Origin of the sequence: Halobaculum sp. MBLA0147, assembly GCF_041361345.1 — an archaeon.
Classification (GTDB): domain Archaea; phylum Halobacteriota; class Halobacteria; order Halobacteriales; family Haloferacaceae; genus JAHENP01.
In genome coordinates this window covers 161,552-179,335 of sequence record NZ_JBGKAD010000004.1, presented here as the reverse complement: position 1 = coordinate 179,335, position 17,784 = coordinate 161,552, and the positions used below count along the sequence as shown (strand labels likewise).

At 58.3% G+C, this 17,784-nt stretch carries 11 protein-coding genes and 1 pseudogene; all 12 read right to left on the bottom strand.

Annotated features, from left to right (window positions below):
- Positions 1–14: 14 nt before the first annotated feature.
- Positions 15–1,259: a hypothetical protein gene (locus RYH80_RS18705; RefSeq protein ID WP_370905613.1), complete on the bottom strand. Its 1,245-nt coding sequence runs from the start codon at positions 1,257–1,259 to the stop codon at positions 15–17.
- A 324-nt stretch (positions 1,260–1,583) separates the two neighbouring features.
- Positions 1,584–2,309 (bottom strand): DUF7289 family protein, encoded by a 726-nt coding sequence (locus RYH80_RS18700; RefSeq protein WP_370905612.1) that lies wholly within the window; start codon positions 2,307–2,309, stop codon positions 1,584–1,586.
- A gap of 163 nt (positions 2,310–2,472) precedes the next feature.
- Complete coding sequence (locus RYH80_RS18695; RefSeq protein WP_370905611.1) at positions 2,473–3,357, bottom strand: DUF7289 family protein; 885 nt, start codon at positions 3,355–3,357, stop codon at positions 2,473–2,475.
- A gap of 7 nt (positions 3,358–3,364) precedes the next feature.
- The gene (locus tag RYH80_RS18690) at positions 3,365–3,967 is read right to left on the bottom strand and encodes a DUF7266 family protein (RefSeq protein WP_370905610.1); all 603 of its coding nucleotides are present in this window, start codon (positions 3,965–3,967) and stop codon (positions 3,365–3,367) included.
- Positions 3,964–4,665 (bottom strand): DUF7288 family protein, encoded by a 702-nt coding sequence (locus RYH80_RS18685; RefSeq protein WP_370905609.1) that lies wholly within the window; start codon positions 4,663–4,665, stop codon positions 3,964–3,966. The genes RYH80_RS18690 and RYH80_RS18685 overlap by 4 nt, the downstream gene beginning before the upstream one ends.
- The gene (locus RYH80_RS18680; protein WP_370905608.1) at positions 4,662–5,264 is read right to left on the bottom strand and encodes a DUF7287 family protein; all 603 of its coding nucleotides are present in this window, start codon (positions 5,262–5,264) and stop codon (positions 4,662–4,664) included. Before RYH80_RS18680 ends, RYH80_RS18685 begins: the two co-directional genes overlap by 4 nt.
- A complete protein-coding gene (locus tag RYH80_RS18675; protein ID WP_370905607.1) occupies positions 5,265–7,388 on the bottom strand; it encodes a type II secretion system F family protein in 2,124 nt (707 codons plus the stop codon).
- Complete coding sequence (locus RYH80_RS18670; protein WP_370905606.1) at positions 7,378–10,005, bottom strand: ATPase, T2SS/T4P/T4SS family; 2,628 nt, start codon at positions 10,003–10,005, stop codon at positions 7,378–7,380. The genes RYH80_RS18675 and RYH80_RS18670 overlap by 11 nt, the downstream gene beginning before the upstream one ends.
- Before the next feature lie 128 nt (positions 10,006–10,133).
- Positions 10,134–11,204, bottom strand: coding sequence for a DUF7125 family protein (locus tag RYH80_RS18665; protein WP_370905605.1), 1,071 nt, complete (start codon positions 11,202–11,204; stop codon positions 10,134–10,136).
- A gap of 631 nt (positions 11,205–11,835) precedes the next feature.
- Positions 11,836–14,358, bottom strand: coding sequence for a hypothetical protein (locus RYH80_RS18660; RefSeq protein WP_370905604.1), 2,523 nt, complete (start codon positions 14,356–14,358; stop codon positions 11,836–11,838).
- 409 nt (positions 14,359–14,767) lie between these two features.
- Positions 14,768–15,685 carry a hypothetical protein gene (locus tag RYH80_RS18655; protein WP_370905646.1) on the bottom strand — a complete coding sequence of 306 codons (918 nt, stop codon included), beginning with the start codon at positions 15,683–15,685 and terminating at the stop codon, positions 14,768–14,770.
- A gap of 828 nt (positions 15,686–16,513) precedes the next feature.
- A pseudogene (locus RYH80_RS18650) lies at positions 16,514–16,792 on the bottom strand (J domain-containing protein); the annotation flags it as partial.
- Positions 16,793–17,784 lie beyond the last annotated feature (992 nt).

The window sequence follows — 17,784 nt, the reverse complement described above, 5'->3', positions numbered from 1 at the left end:
CGAGGGGGAGTCTGCTACTCGGGGGATACAGGAACTGACTCGATAGTGGTGTCCGGGGCTGCTGGTTGGAATGCGAGATACGTTCCAGCGACGCCATCGAGCGACCGGTTGATCACGACAGGGTTCGCTGTGATCACTTCTTGACGAGCTGAGGTGACTGGCCGGATATTGAACGTCTCGTCTTCGTGCGAGACGACGGAATCAGCACCCTCTAACCAGTCTTTGAACCGGCGGACAGTGGCATCGATGTCGTTGTTCTCTGGAGAGAGGAAGTCTCGCAGTGGTGCAGGAGTGAGCATCAAGTCGCGGTGTGGGCGGTACTTGGTGCGGTCAACCTCGTTTGCAGTTGGTGGTCCATCATCGTCAGCCTGCGGCTCGGTTGGACTTGGATGGGTGGATTCGTCAACTGATCTGATCCCAGAATCGAACGTCCCCGAGGCGCTGTCCCGTGCATTCACGGCTGGGTGGGGGCGGTCTTCCGGAACTTCTGGCAGATAGATTCGAGAGACATCAGGGTCCTCGGTGTGGACAACAGCTGGCAGGTAGGCGCGAGATGTCGGGGCCCCGTAGATCCCGTTCGGGAGTTGGTTCCGTGGAGGTTGAGCTTCTGTTGCTTCCTCACGGCCCGGCGGGGTCGTGCGTTCCCAAGCCTGTTCGAACACTCGCCGTGGGTCGGGTTGCGTCGAGAGGACGATCCCCAGCGTCGGGAGCCTGATCAAGTGTGCGTCGTGGAGGAAGAAGGTTCCATCTCCGCGTGGGCCAAAGAGCGGGCCTTGCCACTCAGGGTCGCCATCAAGCAACTCTGAGGGGGTTGGTGTTTCGACACCAAATTCCCAGTTGAAGATATCAGACCAGTGTGAGCCGCGAATTTCGGCTGGCTGGAGATTGTAGAGGTCGGCGAACGTTTCTCGGACCGCTTTGAACGAATTGTCGCTGTCAAGGATCGCGAGTGAGCGCGACAGTTGATCGAGAACTGCCTCCGTGTGGATCGAGGACTCAATCACTTGTGCGTCCTTTAGGACTCCTGTGAGCGCAGCCACCACGCGGTTCTGTGTTGATGGTTGAAGCGGGGTCTCCTGGATCACTGTCGTGTTCGGACGAGCTCGGATCTCGTCGACGGCTGCCGGCTCTAGATCTGGAGCGCAGACAATCACCCCCATCGTAGCGTCACGGTCTCGCAGATTCTCGATGAACGTGGCAGCGTCCGCTTGTGACAGCGTGTGTGTGGTTATCAGCGCCTGTGGGCTGTTTTTGACCACATACGAATCGACAGACGATAGATCAGTGAGTGTCCTCGTTGAGACGCCTGGATGTGCATCGCGAACTGCGTCTGACAGTTGACTCGCCACGCGTAAGTCACTTCCAGCAATCACCACTTCCGCATCCGACGCCCGAACAAACGGGAGCCAGCTTGTTTCCCCCCTCCGCCTGTCTGACATATATCCAACCATTCGTCACAGCAGTATAAATGCCGTGTTTTCGGTTATCGTGGTTGATAGCTCCACATGGGGAGTTGGTGTCGGGTCAGGGATGGCCTGTACTAATAGTCCAGAAGGGCGGTTTGTCTGGGCCTTTGGGCGGTCCTATTGGACAATGAGGTCGTACTCGTTGATATGGACGTAGGTTCCGTCTCCAGTTGTGATACTGATACGGGCGACCTGTTGATCTGGGAAGACGAGGATGTTCGCGTTCGGCGCTGACGCGCGGAAGTATTCGGCCCACTCCGCATAGAATGGTGATTGGATCGAGAGGGAGAAGAACGTGTTTGCGTAGACGCTGTCTGTCTCGTCTGGCGGACTCGTTCGCCGGACTGTCACTGTCCCGCCAATCGGCCCCTGTGTCTCAAGAGTATAGAGTGGGACGGTGACTGACGGTCGGTTGTTCGTTGTGTTCACAAACGCCATCCGCGGGGGATCAACCATCTCAACTGAGCCGTCAGGTGTCCTCGCGAACACGGCGCCCATCTCGTAGACGACGACGCCCCCGTTCGGGCTCTCGCCGATCACCCGTCCGGTCGTGGTGTTGAACGCGACGTTACCGTCGATCGTTACAGAGGCTGCTGAGACCTGTTGGATGGTGAACGCTCCCTGCCCTGCCTCTGCCCCACGTGCGATCTCGACTCGGCTCCCGCCGGCTTCAGACGCTGCTGCTTCGTGAACTGCTCCCTCAAACTGTTCCATATCGTTTTCCATCGTCTCAGTGCTGACAGCGGCGGTGTCCTTGTTGAACTCTGTAACGGCCGATCCGCCTGCTGCGACGAGGAACGTTGTGATAAGAAGGAGGATGAGCGCTGCGACGACGTTCGACACAGCCCGATCTGTTTGAGAGAGGTGAGAAACCGGGTTCATTGGGTCGTGGTATGCGTGTGGCCGTGTTATGTTCTTCGTCTACCTGCCGAGAGCCGCCACATGGGCGCTCTCGGGGGTTGGAATCTGGCGAGGAACTCTCCCGGTGAACTAACCTGTGCGGTGGTCACAGCCGTGCATCGAGTTCGACTCCGATTTGCGCGAAGCGGATGAACAGCCGCGTTGATTCGAAGTGCGCGCGGACTTCCGGTGTCCCATCGCCGTCCCAGTCTTCGACGTATTCAGCGGTTGTATCGGCATCTGGCCCGTCTTTGGCTGTGAACTGGGGGCTCGATTTGAAGTAGCGGACCCAGGCGTTCTGTCGCGGCGTCTCGTCGACAGTGATGTTCCCGCTCATCACCGTTGTCGAGCCGTCATCTGTCGTCGCGAGCTGGCTCACAGTTCCCGCGTTCCGGCGGGAGAGCGTGATTGGGACCTGAGAGACCTGTGTGAAGCCGATGGACGCAGACGCGTCGGTGATACGACGGTACTGGGGGAGGATCAAAACGGTGCGTCTGTTTCCAGTCTGCATGACAGGTTGCGTCTGGACGAGCGCGTTCTCGCTGTTCTCGAACTGTTTGGTCCGGAGCCCGAACCCAGTCCGGTAGATGGCTTCGTCGGCTTGTTGCGGGTCGAACCGGTACTCGACGAGTCGGGTGGTGAAATTGGCGGTAGCTGCCTGTGTGATGTTCACATCGCCACCCGATGCGCGCACTTCGAGTTCCTCGGTGCCTCCAAACCGGAGTTCGCCGTCGACGCCCTCGAAGTTCACACGGCGGTAGGGAGCGCCCTGGACGATGTCGATCCCGTCGCCCCGTACGAGGTTGATGTTGGTCTCGATCTTCGTGGTCTTCGTCTGGCGCTCACCAGCTGTCAGTTGCTCGGCTGTGGCGACGAGACCGAGACTCGATCCACCGAGAACAATCAAGATCAGGAGACTGTAGCCGACGATGTTCTGGACACCGCGCTCGTCAGTGTGGAGGCGTGTCAGCCGTGATGGGAGGTCTAGCATTGGTGAATCACCCGTTGGTGAGCTCAATCGGTTGGCTGGCATCCGCGGGCCGTGTGATGATGATATCTCCGCCGGTCAGTGTTGTTGTCTGGACGTCAGTTCCTGGTGCGACTTGGTAGTAGGTCTTGATTTTGACATCGGTCGACGCTTCCGTGCCCTGATAGACAATGATACAGCCGACTGTCGATGCTGTCGCGGCCCCTTCACACCGAGAGTCAGATGTCGCGTCGCTCGGCGAGAGGACTTCGATCGTATAGCCGTTGTCTCCGACCCGATCTGGTGTGACGACACGCTGCCGGATCACACCAGTGTTCGCGCTCTCGCGAGCGAGCCGGTCGACGAACTGAATCTGCGACGAGATGTCCTGTCCGACTTCTTGCAGTGTGTTCTCTTTTTGAACCTCTGTTTGGAAATTCGCACCAGCTCCGGCAGCAGTCACAAACCCACCAAGGAGAAACACGATCAGCGAGAGTTGGATCGCGTAACTCGAAATCTCGCTCACCGCCCGATCTGTGTCGGAGAACCACGTTGACGGGCGAGTCGGCTGTCTGGCTGCCGGGTTCTCCTCCCTCTTCTCCTCCCGTGAGGTCTTCGCGGTGCTCTTTGTCATGTTTCCCAAATCGTGATCTGGACCCGAATCGCGTTGTAGACGGAGGAATTCGGGCTTGCATCTGGTGCATAGAACGCTTTATCGGTGCAGCCGTTCGTGCCAGTGCCGGTGCTTCCTCCCATCTCGCCGAGTGTGCAGGCGTCGCCATCGCTCGAGGTTCCACCGAGCGTCGGAGTCACGTCGTCGGACAGTAGGATGTTGCGCGATTCCCGGACTGCGTTCTGGCCGGGTGGGCCTTGATACAGGACTCGGGTGCGATTCAGCGTTCCGTCACCTGTCTGGTACCGGACGTGGATGTTGACTCCGACGGCCTCTGGTCCGAGCGTCTTCTGCAGCACAGGACGGAGGGGATTATTGGGGGAATTTTCAAGCGTCGTGTAGTAGTCGTCTCCCGGATCATCGATATGGCTATTGATGAACCTGATTTCGCGTGCGTTCCAGTACAGGACGAAGCCGGGGGAGCCGCCTTCTGTCGCTAACCGGTTCGTGGCGTCAAGAATGGTAATGATGTCTTCGGCTTGGCGACTCAACTTCTCTTGCTCTAGTTCCTCGGCTTGGGACGACCGCTGTGTGATCTCCCCGCTCGCGACGAGGAAGACTGCCCCAATGATGATCCCCGCTGCGAGAATTGCACGTGGAATCCATAACGCGCCGCGGTCTTCCCGAGTGAGCCACCACGACTGTCTATCGTCACTCATTGTCCGTAGTCCCTCCAGACAGTAACGTGGATCTCGACGACGTCGGGATCATCTTGTGGAAGCACATCGTCGCCGAACACGGTTTTTCGAACGCCGATCGAGACACGGTCTGGACGTGCGGGTTCAGGTCCAAGCGCAAACCGTGTGGGCGTCCCGTCGTCGTCCAGGTCAGTTTCGACGACTGAGCCATCAGCCCGCAGCGTTACGTTTGCGTTGTACTGTGGCGCTACGCCGAGTGTACTCCGGACGAAGTCGTGTGGTGAGCTGTCGAGCGCTTGGTCGAAGCCACATCGGCCTGCTTGCCCAGTATCTGTCTCGCTGCTGAAGTACGCGTCGGCACACTCGTGATCGATGCCTGGCTCGTTTGCTGTCGGCACGAGGAGGTCGTCACTGAGAGCGTCAGCACCTCGAAAGCCTATTTGCTGTGGGGCGGTATCGTCGTTGGCTGTGGAAGCGCCGTTTGTAGCGAGGACAGTCACCGCGAGCAACATCGCTCCTGAGAGGATAACGACGGCCATCGCAAACTCGAGCATTGAGGCGATCCCCCTCTCTTCGGAAGGGTGCTCTCTTCGGTCGAAAAGTGAGTTGCCGCGAGTCATTCAGATCACCTGGTACACCCCTGCCCAGAGGAGGACGGTGATGATCAGATAGGCGATCGTGTAGGGTGTTCCCTCCTTCAGCGATTCGTACCTTAGCCAGCCGCACAGCGCCCCGGTTCCTACCGCGTTCGAGACCGAGCCAGCGTAGAACCAGAACGCGTACAGCTTGATGTCTGTCGGCCCCTGCGAGAAGCCCGAGACTCCAAACGAGAACGCCCCCAGAATCTGTGGGAGGAAGAACATCGTCGTGAACGCAAGAATCGCAGTCACGACAACAGTGACGATTGAGATCACGATCACTTGCGACTGCAGTTTCGACACCCGCTGGTTTCGGAGCCGGTCCTGTGTCTCAGACACAGACGCGAGTGTGTTCAGGACATCTGTGATGCGGTCGCTCGCGTCCATAGCTTCTCGCATCAGTTCGATCCGGCGCGCGATTGAGGCATCGTCGTATTTGTTCGCGAACTCAATGAGCGCCCGGCCAAGCGTCCGGTTGAACCGGCTCTTGTTGTACACTTCTTGCAGGTCCTTCGCGAACTGGCCGGTCCCCTGTTGGGCCGTGTGTTTGATTGCCTCCGGTACAGACTGGCCAGCGTCGTTGAACGTCGCTATCATCCGGAGGTGCTCGGTCATGTTCGTTTTCACGTCGTACTCTTTCCGCTTCTTGAGTTTCGTGAACACGAGCAGCGGGGCCGTGAGAACGATGTAGGGGACAACCAGAAGGCCCGTGACCCATGCGAAGCCGTTCCCCGACGGAACACCGATATTGAACAGGCCGATGCTGTTCCCGGTGATGAAGTACGGGATAAGGAGCGCGAGCATCGGGATGACTGAGAGCGTCGGATAGTCGGTGAAGAAGGCTTTCGGCTCACGGAGGACTCGCGTTACTCTGTAGCGGCGTTCAGACTTCTCGATCCGCGAGAACAGGTCGTCGATTGTCCCAGACGCGTCACTGTAGGACCCGACGATCCCGGTCGTCTGGACGTCCCCCGGAGCATCACCACGGGGCGTCACCCCGTCGATGTCAGTCTCCTTCAGCGAGTCAGGAATCTCGATCTGACTGTTCGCGTTCGCATCGGGCCGGATCACGTCGATGATCAAGATGAAGAACACCGAGACGATCAGCGGGAGCATGAAGATCACAAAGAACACCGGCACAGGGAGTGTTCCGGTGCTGATCAACAGTCCGATCATCACGGCACCGATCCCCGGTGCGATTGAGGCGGCCGAGAACGCCACGCCGATCTGCTCAATCTGTTCAAGTTGCTGTTCCTGCTGTTGAGCTGTCCGCTCCAGCATCTTGTCCTTCTGCTGTTCCAGGAAGTTCTCGATCGAGCCACCACTGTTGATCCGCGTGAGGAAGTCGGACAGGAACTGTCCGAACCGGGGGTGCGGTGTTTGTTTGGAAATTGTCTTCAGGCCCTCAGTATACGGCTCGTTCATGTACTCTGCGTCGGCGAGGATACGCTGGAACTCGACAGCGATCTCGCCGAAGATGTCCTCAGATGTCGCCATCGACCTGAACAGACGGACGGTGTCTTCCCCTTGAACCGAGAGCGAATACATATACGCGACCGCGTACGGCATCAGGCGGTCAATCTCCTGTTCGCGAGTCTCAGCAACAGACGCCGGATGACGGTACGCGTACAACAGACCGAGGACGCCTCCGGTGAGGCCACCGAACAGAGCAACGAGGAGTACCACAACTGCCCCCTTCGCGACGAGGATCGCAGAGAGGATGCCGCCTGATGACCCTGCCGTCACTGTGGGAAGCCACGTCCAGCCAGTTGCTGAGACACTCAGTCCGCCGCTCGTTGCCATGAACACTGCTGACCCGAGGCCACTGAGTAGTCCAAGGACGATCCCGATGATCGCTCCCGTCCCGAGGTTGCGGGAAATGTACAACTCGACTGGTTCAGAAATGTTGGCCTGTTGAAGACCGGTTCGACAGCTCTCGATCTGTTGTTGCTGGAATGGCTCGAGAAGCGTGTAGAGCGGATAAAACACGCGGCCAGTGAAGTCGAGGAAGGCACTCGCGACGCCAGTCGTACCGGCTGTCCGCGCCTCGTCTTTCGAGACTGGCTGGAGTTCTGCACCGACGGTGTTTGAGTCATCAGTTGCCATTGGGATCAGGTCTATCAGCGTCAGCGTTCTCAGTTGCCTCCTCGCTGTTCGCCTCAACGATTTCTTCTGTATCAGCCGTCGTGTCCGACTCGTGCCCGTTGTTAGCCGCGCTCGATGACTGTGCCCCGTTGGTACCCGCGCCGGCCACTGCCTCGGTGGCGCCGTTGGTATCGGACGAGGTGTCAGCCGATGCATGACCATTTTCGCGCTGGGTGGCGGTCGTTGCCTCGTCGTCGGCTTCCGCTACTATTTGATCATCAAGCCGGCCTGTTGGTTCTGGGCGGTGGTCGGCTTCGAGCTGGCCGGGATCGTCGGCCGGCTGTGTCCCCCCATCATCGCTCTCCGCTGTGGGCTCTTCTTGATGTGGTGTCTTTCTGGTGGCGTGGCGAGCGCGAAGGTCCTCGCGCATCCGACCAGTGACCTCGTCGACGACAGGATCGAACCCGTCGCCGGCTACACTGGCAGCTGCGGACAGCATCTCTTCGTTCTCGTTGAGGACAGTCTTCGCAGTTTGTTTGATCTCGTCGTCTTCTGGCCGCTCTGTCTTCGCTTCTTTGCTCTCCGGGATGTCAATATCGATATACTGCAAGTTGTGGAGCATGTCGACCGAGTCAGCGAATGTCCCAGCGCCGATCTCCCCGAGCAAGCTCTCTTGTGCGAATGTGTAGCCTTGGAGTGCCGCGGCCACGTCCTGATACGAGCGAATGTCGTTGTCGATCAGGTACGCGAGGACTGCCTTTCTGGTTTCGAGTTCTTTCTCCAGCCCCTCTTGCGTCCAGCCTCGATGTTCGCGGACCTCTGCCATCAGGTCTGTGTCAAGGTCGTTGGGAACGTGCCCCTCAGTTGGAGTCCAGTAGAACGGCTCATCGCCTTTGAGCGTTTTCTGATCGCCTTCAGTCGACACCTGAGACACCTCTTGAATGCGCTCTGCGCGCCGAACGCTCTGCCCGTCCATCGTCACCTCAGACTGGATGATAAGGAGGTCGAGCGTCGGCACCTGCGAGGGGGCGACGTTGTAATTGTCGATAAATCGGTTGACCAGTGTCTGGGCACTGTCAGCGTGGAACGTCGTCAACCCTCGGTGGCCAGTACTCATTGCTTCGAATAGGTGGTCCGTCGCCTCCTCGTCACGCACTTCGCCGAGGATGATGTTGTTTGGGCGTTCGCGGAGTGCGCCTTTGACGAGATCGCCGTGGCCGATTGTGTCTGTGCTTGCGCTCGCACTCCCTTCGCGAGTGACGTACTTTGTCCAGTGGACGTGTGGAATCTCGATCTCCCGCGTGTCTTCGATTGAGAGCACCTTTTCGCGAGCGTCGACGAACAGCGACAGTGCGTTGAGCGTCGTCGTCTTCCCACTGGCAGTTCCCCCAGCGACGATGATGTTCGCGCCCTGTTCGACCATGAGCCAGAGATACGCCATCTCGTCAAGCGAGAAGGTGTCCCAACAGACGAGGTCCACCGGCGTGTGGGGGACTTCCGAGAACTTCCGGATCGTGAAGTTTGAGCCACCGTCGGTGATCTCCTCGCCCAAGGTCAGTTTCACGCGAGAGCCATCAGAGAGTTCCGCGTCAACTGTGGGGTCTTGACGTGAGATTCCCTTTCCTGCTGCCTCGGCGTTCGTTTGAATCCACGAGTCGAGATCTGCCTGCCCGAATTCCACGTTTGTGATCACGTCGCCCTCGTATTGGCGGCCAAGCGACACGAGTACATTCGAGTTATAGCCGGACACGTGGATGTCTTCAACTAGCTCGTCTTGGAAGATCGCTTCAAGCTTGCCGAATCCGATGTTGTCCCGAATCAGGTAGTGCATGATCCGAGACACATCTGTCCGGTTGAACTGGACGACTGAGCCGTCGTCGTGTGTCGGGTACGCAACGTCGTCGATGTCGCTTGATGGACCGATCGCTGACGAGGCTTGCCGTTCGAGTGTATGGATGAGTGCTTCTTTCGTGGTCTGAGACAGTGTCGGGTTGCCGCCGTCAAGGAGGTGCCCCGCGATAGTCTGGAGCCGTGTTGAGAAGCTCGCCGAGTCATCACGATAAATCTGGAGGAGGTCCTCGAAGTCCTGCACCCCGGAACTCTTGTTCCAGTTAGCCCGGTCAATCATCTGATACCGGCGCAGTAGCTGGAGGACCTGCGTGCGGAGCGCGCGGGCACGCTCCTTCGGCGAGGCGTCCATATCGAGTTCGTCAGTCTCGAGTGCCGACCGCGCTTTCGATGAGAGGAAGTCTTTTGCTTGGCGCTGGGTCTCGGTCAGCGCCGGTTCAATGACGAAGTACCGGAATTCTTCTGTGATCCGGTCCTCACAGATCACGACGAAAGCGTAGGGTTTGTTCACCCAGTACCGCTCCCGCTCTCTGAGTCGAGGTTTATCCTCGTCAGGAATCGCGTGTTCGAGGTCTTCTTGGGTGGTGAGTGTTTGTTCGCCGATATCGAAGTTTTCGAACTGGTCTGCTTCATCGGCGGTGATTGTAAAGAAGTGATCACTGACATCTTCGGGGATTCCGTATATCACTCCATTGTAGTGAATCCCGTGTGCCGTCCCGTGGACTGCCCGCTGTTCCTGTCGAGACGTGTCTCGTCGCTGGGTGGCGTTGCCTCTCGAATCCGATGACATCTTGCTTCCGTATGTGTGCTAGGAGCGTATAAATCGGCTGGTTGGTGTCTGTGACTTCAGTCTCCGTCTGATCGTGTGATCCGCAGTAGCGGTGCCGCAGATGTGAGTTCCTGAGGGGAGTAACGGTCTCAGAGATTCGCGATGTCTCGGTTGGTAGTGAGCCGATAGGCCTCTTCATCGATCTCGAAGGCTGTGATGCTGTCTCCTTGGATCGCATACTGCGGGCCGTATCCTTGAATCAGGAGTTCAGCCGGGGCTTGTGAGTCGTGGTGTGGGATCACGCGCAACGTGAGCGACGCCTGGCCGTCGAGTACCTTCTTCGCAACCCCACTATCGTCCAGTTCGTGCATTAGCACGACCGAGCCTGTAGCCTCAGCGACGCGGTGAAGTCGCTGGGCGAGTCGTGCGATGTTCTGTTTTGACAGATCGAGAAGATCAAGCGGTGAGATTGCGATGACACTCTCGGACGTCACTGTCTGTTCTGCGATGCTGGAGATGGTCTCGACTGGATCAGCTTCTTCAAGGACTGAGTGGACCGACAGGGACGTCAGTGAGTCGACGATTGCACTGTGCCGTGTCGTCACTTGATGTTCGGTGGCGCCGGCAGAGAAGTACAGCATCGACCCGTCTTCAGGGACAAACCTGTGTAGGAGGTCTCCCGCTGGGTCATCACCAGAGATGAACACAATCGACCCCGGCTCTAGCCCGCCCCGTTTGAACGTGTTGTTGAGTTGGTTGAGGCTCGTCTGAAAGGCGTCTTGTGTTGGCTCCTCGGCAGGCCGCATCGCGGTTGTCGTGTCACCACTAGGCTGCGCCAGTTCTGGCTCCCGCGTGGCATCGTCAACCTCCAGCTCCCCTCCACCGTCTGTTGTTGTAGGTAGCGTCTCCGAGACATTGAACGACGGGGGCAGATGCTGTTCTGCCTCGTGCTTCAAAACGGACTCCCGCTGTTGGCTGGGTCCTGTGCTGCTTTCTGTCGGTGCAGGCGGGCTGGCTGGACCTTCGGTATCTGTTGTATCGATGACCGTCTGATCACGGTCAGATGTCCGCGCAGGCGCCTGTGTCGGTGTCTCCTGTGCTGCGGGATTCGTTTCGTCGTCCTGTGGGACTGGTAGGTTGTCCGGGGTAACTTCGGGGAGATCGGCGAAAACCTGGACTGGCAAGAGCGATGGTGACTGTGGATGTGGATCTACGGACATTTCTCTGGATGCTACTGGATCTGTCGTAGTGAGTCGTTGTGTATCAGGGTGGAAACGTCTTGCGGGCCCGCAGTGGGAATTCCGTGATTTACCTGTGGGTGCACAGAAAGCGCTCTGCCTAGTTCCGCCATCTGTCACCAGTAGTGTGCCAGTTGGTGTCACCACGTGTGACGGACGGCCTGGTGTCGCTGTAACGGCTGGTGTGTCCATGTCACTGGGGATCACTAGAGCTTTGCTCTGCCCCGAGGGGCCTGTGGACCGAGCTGGTGGTGAGTCAGAGACAAGATACCGCGAGTGATCGCCCTGGTGTGAAGCAGCAACGTGGCTTGAGGTCTGTGTCGACGACTTCGGCTGAGTCGCAGCGCTTGTCACGGTGGCTGACGTGAGCGACCGCCACGGCTTATCGGTGAGGTCTGGTGAAAACCGGTCTGGCTCTGACGCAGATTCGCCGTCGGCCGGGACAACGAATGGACTGACGTGTGTCCCAGCGCCGCCTTGGATGAGACTTGTCGATTGATTATCCCCTGCCATCCTGACCACTTAGTTAACCAGAGTCACTGCGTCGTGCCACATAAAAAGTCCGGAATCGATACTAGCGAGACGAGAGGCCGCCCAAATGTGTCCCCTTGGATCAGGGCTCTTCTTTGAGTTGATCGAGGACTGCGTTGAGAACACTCGCTTCTGCCTTTCCAACATCCTGCAGGCGCTCATCACTCATCCCTTGCTTGTCCTCCGCCATCGTCAGGAGGCGCTCAGCTGTCTCGATTGCATCCTGAAGCCGGTCGTCGCCCGATCTGACGGGGTCTTCCTTCGTCTGGGCGGCACTGTCTTGCTGGCCTGTCGCCGATGTCTCTGTGTTGGTGGTTGATTCGGTCGACTGGGCGTGTCCCGCAGCGGTTGCAGTGGGTTGCGTATCAGAGTCCGTGTCAACCACGGTCTGGGCTGCCGCACCGCCTGCCGCCTCCGTTGTCTCTGACTCCTTTCGGTTGACATCGCGGATCTCTCCAAGTTTGTGTTTGAGGGAGTCGAACGAGTCAATCCCATCCGGGAGTGACTCCATCGGGGGCGCAGTTGATTCGATCGGTGAGCTGTTGGCGGTCACATCTGCGATCTCTTCCCGCAGGTCCGCCACCAACTCTGGATCGAAGTGATCGTCGAGTGCATCACCCGTGAGCTCTTGATGTTTCGTCTCGACGAACACCTCTGGGAGATCGGCGGCCTCAGCGGCAGTCGCCAGTGTGGGTGCGTTCGGACCGGTGAACCCGTCGTGTACCATCAGGCTGTCGCGAGCGAGTAGCGCGTTTGCCGCGACGTGTTCATCTGTTCGGTCAGGCTCTCCCGTGGTGCTGCCGGGCGCATCCGTAGCATGTGCGCCCTCTGTCCCGTCAGTTGACTCCGCGACGTCGTCGAGTGTCTCTTGCCCGCCCTCATCTGTGGGGTCTTCGTCGGGAGTGGTTTCTTCGCTGTCTGGGTCGGGAGTGGTGTCATCTCGACGTGAGAGTGTGATGAACTCGGTGCGGGGATGCCTGTCGACGGTGTCGCGGCCTGGATAGGGGGTCGCAGACGGCGCGATTTCGGCATCTGTATTGATCTCTGCCGTGATGGTGTCGGCGTCCCACCTGAGTACTGGCCGCGCCCCTGCCTCTGCTCGGAACGGGTTTGGCAGCGCCGCACCCCCAAGTCCGTCCTCATCACTATACCCTTGCAGTGTGCGAACGTGGGGGTTGACATCGTGATCGCCGGATCGCATGATGTGCGTGATCAGCGGATGGTACTCTCGTCGGTCACCACAGGTCGGACACTCAAACGTCTGTTCCGAATCCTGTGTGGTTGTGAACTCACCGTTCTCATATGCCTTGTACTGCGGTGGCGCCGTGAGAGCGCTCCCTTCTGGGTGAGCTTCCGGTGGGTGAGCCTCCCAATTGAAGTCGCCGCGGCCGAGATCGGCCATATCGGCTGGCTCTTGGAGTGGGTTTGCTAGCGTGACGAGGACCTGGAGACTACCGTCTGCGTCGTAGCCTGTAAACGCCGCTTCGGGGGTATTCGGGAGTGTTACTCGGTGGACTCCGCCGAACACTTCTTCGGAGAACTCAAGCTCTCCAGAGGTGGCTGTGACATCAGTGTGGTCACGTCGGAGCGCCTTCTTGAGATGGCGGCCAAGTGAGACTGGATCTGCCGTCACGGACTGCTCGCAGAACGGGCACAACAGGGTCTCACACTCGTACCCCCAGTGGTTCAACTCGTCTGTGTCGGCGCTGGTATTAGTCTCATCTGCGGGTGTCTCGCCGGTGGTGTTGTCGGTCGATGAATCGGACATGTCTGGGTCCTCTGCCTCTTGTGAGGATGAAGTGGATTCGGTTGCCATGTGTTGAGATGCTGCTGCGTCACCTGCGCCTGCCTCGGGAGCGGCGTCTGTGTTGTCCGCACTAGTGTCTGGACCGGGTCCTGTGTCCGTAGTATCAGTGAGCGTCCCTGCGGTCGCCTCGGTCTCTGTTCCTTTCTCGGATTCAATCGCAGGAATCGCGTCCTTGTCTATGTCGGCGTACTCGCGAAGTGGCTGATCATTCTCAAGGCGATTCCGACCGGCGTCAAGGAGGTCAGCAAGTGTGCGAGCTGTGTCTGTACTCGGTGAGAGTTGTGTCGCTGTCAGGAGCGCACTCATCCCCTCAAGTGCGTCATCCAACTTTGCTGCGACATGTGTCTCGATGTAGTCAGCCTGCGCTGGGACCGCTGCAGAGAACGGGTTCGTCTCAGTCGGCGGGAACGGGGATAGCGTCCGGTGGAGGAACTCCCCATACAGAACGACCGGGTCGTCTCGGTCCTTATGATTGACTGCTGGGAGGAGGACCGGCGTCGGCAGACGGTCAGGTGGGACGAGGACGGCCACGACGACGTCATCCTTGAGCCCCCTCAGTGGAGCGTTGAACATCGCTTCAGACTCATGGGGGTGATCGTCGTCGTTAGCGGCGAAATGGCCGAGAATATCGTCGACTGAGGATGCCGTCTCTCCACACGCCGGACATGACCACACGTTGATGCCGAGTGCCTCCGCTTGGTCTGTCGGAGTGCTGTACGTCAACGCCGCCTGGACGCTCTCGCCGAGAGGGTATTCGCTATCGGTGAGCGCGGCGACGACGGCAGCGAGTTTATCCACTGCCGATGCTGGAGTGGCCGATGAATCTTGAGAAGTCACGGACTGAGGCTGATCGCTATCGCTATCGCAGTTGTCCTCGGGATCTGAGTGGCGTGGACTCTTTGCCATGTGTTAGGGCTTGGAAAGGCCTCACTGGGGGGAACAGTGGGCTTTGCATGGTGTCTGATGTGTGCGTATATACGAATGACGGTGATGTCTGATAGTTCTTGTGGGTGGGTGGCAGATGTGTGATAACCAGGCGGAGAATCTAGTGGTTGGGAGGGGTCGATCAAAACCATACAGATCGTTTGCAGTTCGTGCCGGCAGTAGAACGGGACTGCGTGACTGAGGGTGAGTGAACCCTCACAGTTTCAGTTGTCAACGAGGTTTTGAGCATCCGATGTGATCTCTCACGACGCGATTGAGTGGGCTAGGACTCGACGGTACGGGCCGCAGTGAGCACTACAGCAACGAGGAGAGTGCTGAGAACACTCACGATCGCCCCAGTCGTGAGCGGGCCAGTCATACCGACCAGAGACCGGGCAATCCGCGGTGAAGGCTGGATACCAGTCCAGACCGGCGCAATCACATAACTCGCAACCACGGCAACAGCAGCTGCCCCAGACGCAAGAAAGCCCTCAGTGATCCACGGATAGCGAATCACTCGGAGTGGTGTTGGGCCCCCGACTGGATCGACCGGGGAGTACTGTTGCCACACCTGCATCGCTGGATAGTGTATCGTCAGGACTCCAGCCGGCACTGCCAAGAGCGTGAGCAGTGCCCCGCCAAAGTTGAGCGCCGCTGTCACACTGGGCATCCCGAGTGTCCCCTGGGTGAGGAACGGCGTACCGACGTTTTGACTCGGCGCGACCAATTCCATCACTGCCCATGTCCACGGATGTGCCCGAACTGTCACCAGCGGTAGGAGATTTGCGAGGCCGACACCACCGACCGCAAACAGCCCGAGTTGTGGCTGCGAGACAAGTCGGTCGCTATCCGTCGCTGTCCAGTGGAGTTCGATTACTGATCGATCCTGCAACCGACGATAGCGGAGGGCGAATACCACCGCGCCAAAAACGAGGAGAACCCCAGTGACCGCTGTCGTCGGGAGGATACGGATGGCCTCGAGAATCGACAAGACTGCACCGAGTAGTGCACCGCCCCCGGCTGAGTAGATGAGGCGGCGACGGATTAGTTTCGCAAGTGAGAGGCCAGAGACGCCCTGTGCCGTCGGATCAATCTCGGACGGAGTTTGGTAGATCGCGCCATTTGTCAGTTGCTCTTGATCATCGTCGATCGCTCGTTCGTCCTCCTTCGGCGAGAGCAACGGCTTACGTGATGTCGTCACTGGCGTTCCGAATGGATGGGCTGTACTGGCCGCTTGGCGGGCTGCCGCCTGAGCTGTCACGCTCCCTGGGTTTGGTGAGGCGCTTCCCTGTGGTGTCCCGACTGAATCTCGTCGTGTGGTTGATGACTGCCCCTGGGAGGTAGTTGTGGACCGACCAGCGCCCGTTGCAGCCGTCCCGTGTGGTGTGCGCTGAACCGACGACGTATCGTCCTGTTGCGACTCAGGTGGTGCCTCTCGTCCACCAAGCGTCTGGGCTGGCGACGATCTCGTGTCCGGTCCAGTATCATCAGATGCCGATACTCGGGACGATTCCCCACCAGTATCCGACCGAGACCGAGACTGTTGTGTGTCTCCCTCCGCCTCGCGCATCGCCGCGTGCTGGACAGTTGACGGGTCCGTGTCGTCCGAAGGACTGGCACTGCCGTCACCCTGAGACGGAGATGGAGTTTCCTCGTCGGGTGTGGAACCGCCGGAATCAGGTTCTTGAGTTTCACCGGGCTCTGCTTGTCTCTGTGCGGTCGTGTCTGCTGGTGAGGACTGAGTTGCGGTCGACTGTGTGTCCGCCTGTCCACTGGGCTGCGGCGTGTCGTCAGCCCGCTGTTCACTCTCTGCTGTGGGGTATTCAGTAGACTCTGTGCCGTCCTTCACCTCCTGAGCTCCTTCTAGCAATGGGTGTGATGCGAGAGTCCGCGACGTATCAACTGGTGTATACTCGACATCATACCCGATCTCGATGTTGATCGACGATTCAAGCAAATACCGATAGTGTCCGAGTGTGTCGTATGCCTCACGTGACGAGGTCCCTTGCGGGGGATCTACTTCGTCTGTCAGAATGTCGCGCCCTGTCTGTAACTGATCGAAGATGTCCCGAGCGTACTCGAAGTCCGATCTCCGTGGGTGGAAGATTAAAACCGCTTCCCGAAACGCTGTATTGATCTCGTCAGCAGTGGCTGACGGGGCAACCCCGAGGAGGTCATAGTAGTCGCGAAAGCCGTACTCCGTGATATCACGGGGGTTATCGATCACGTCCGGGAGAGACGAATACACGATATCTCGGCCTCGGTCAGTAAGAGTATCGCCATCAACCAGTTGCTGATGCTCTGCCATACTCGTACATGTCCATCAGAGTCCAGTCTCAAAACAGTGTCTATACTGTGGTCGGCTCAACGTGTGTGTTTCTGCCTGCGTGCCTTCGATAGTAAATGTGAAGGGTTTAACAGCGGTGTAGTGTGTGGGACTAATATGCGCTGGAGCATCATCACAGTCGCAGCTATCGTCCTCCTCGCCGGGTGCGGAGCTGGCGGACCTGCACCGGGACCGTCGTCGCCATCTTCAACACCTACAACAGATTCACCTTCACAGACATCTTCACTAGCAAGTGAGACTGCTCTTTCATCATCGACTGAGACACGAGAATCCACTGATATCCCTGAGCCGGGTAATCGACAAACACCGACGATGACGGCGCTTCCTGATGTTGGTGTAGCTCAGTCTACTCTGGTCCGTCAAAATAAGCGTGCACTACATTCCCGCAAAACGTTCAAAATGCAGGTGGGTCTTCAGGCTGCTGTTGGTGATGACCCGTACTCTCGGTCATACATATCTAACGTCAACCTTTCTAACAATACTATTCGTGGAGTCTACCGGTCTTCATCGCTTCGCGATGAAGGTGGTGTAGAGTCGATCCACTCGTGGGTTGTTGGAAATCGTGGTGTTTCTGCTGTGTACCAATCAGATGGGTCTCGACAGGTTGGCGAAGTGTCCCCAGTCGCGATGCCTGGCTACACTACTCCGCAATCTGTGGTTGAGGGACCGATGAAATATCTACGGGGGGCAACCTTTGCTCAGCAGGGAACGTCTTCCGTTGGTGGGGTCAGTGTGACAGTGTATGGTCTTCAGGAGCCATCATTAAAGAGCGCATATCGGCCTAGCCACCCATTGGCTTCGCTTCTTGATCAGGACATCGGGTTCACTAGAAACGCGACTACTGACCTTGCTGCGGCAGAAGCTACGGTCTCTGTCGACTCCAGAGGTGTCATCCGTAAATTAGAGATATCGATCACCGCTGTTCGGGGTGACCAAGTCGCAGAAGTCAGGAT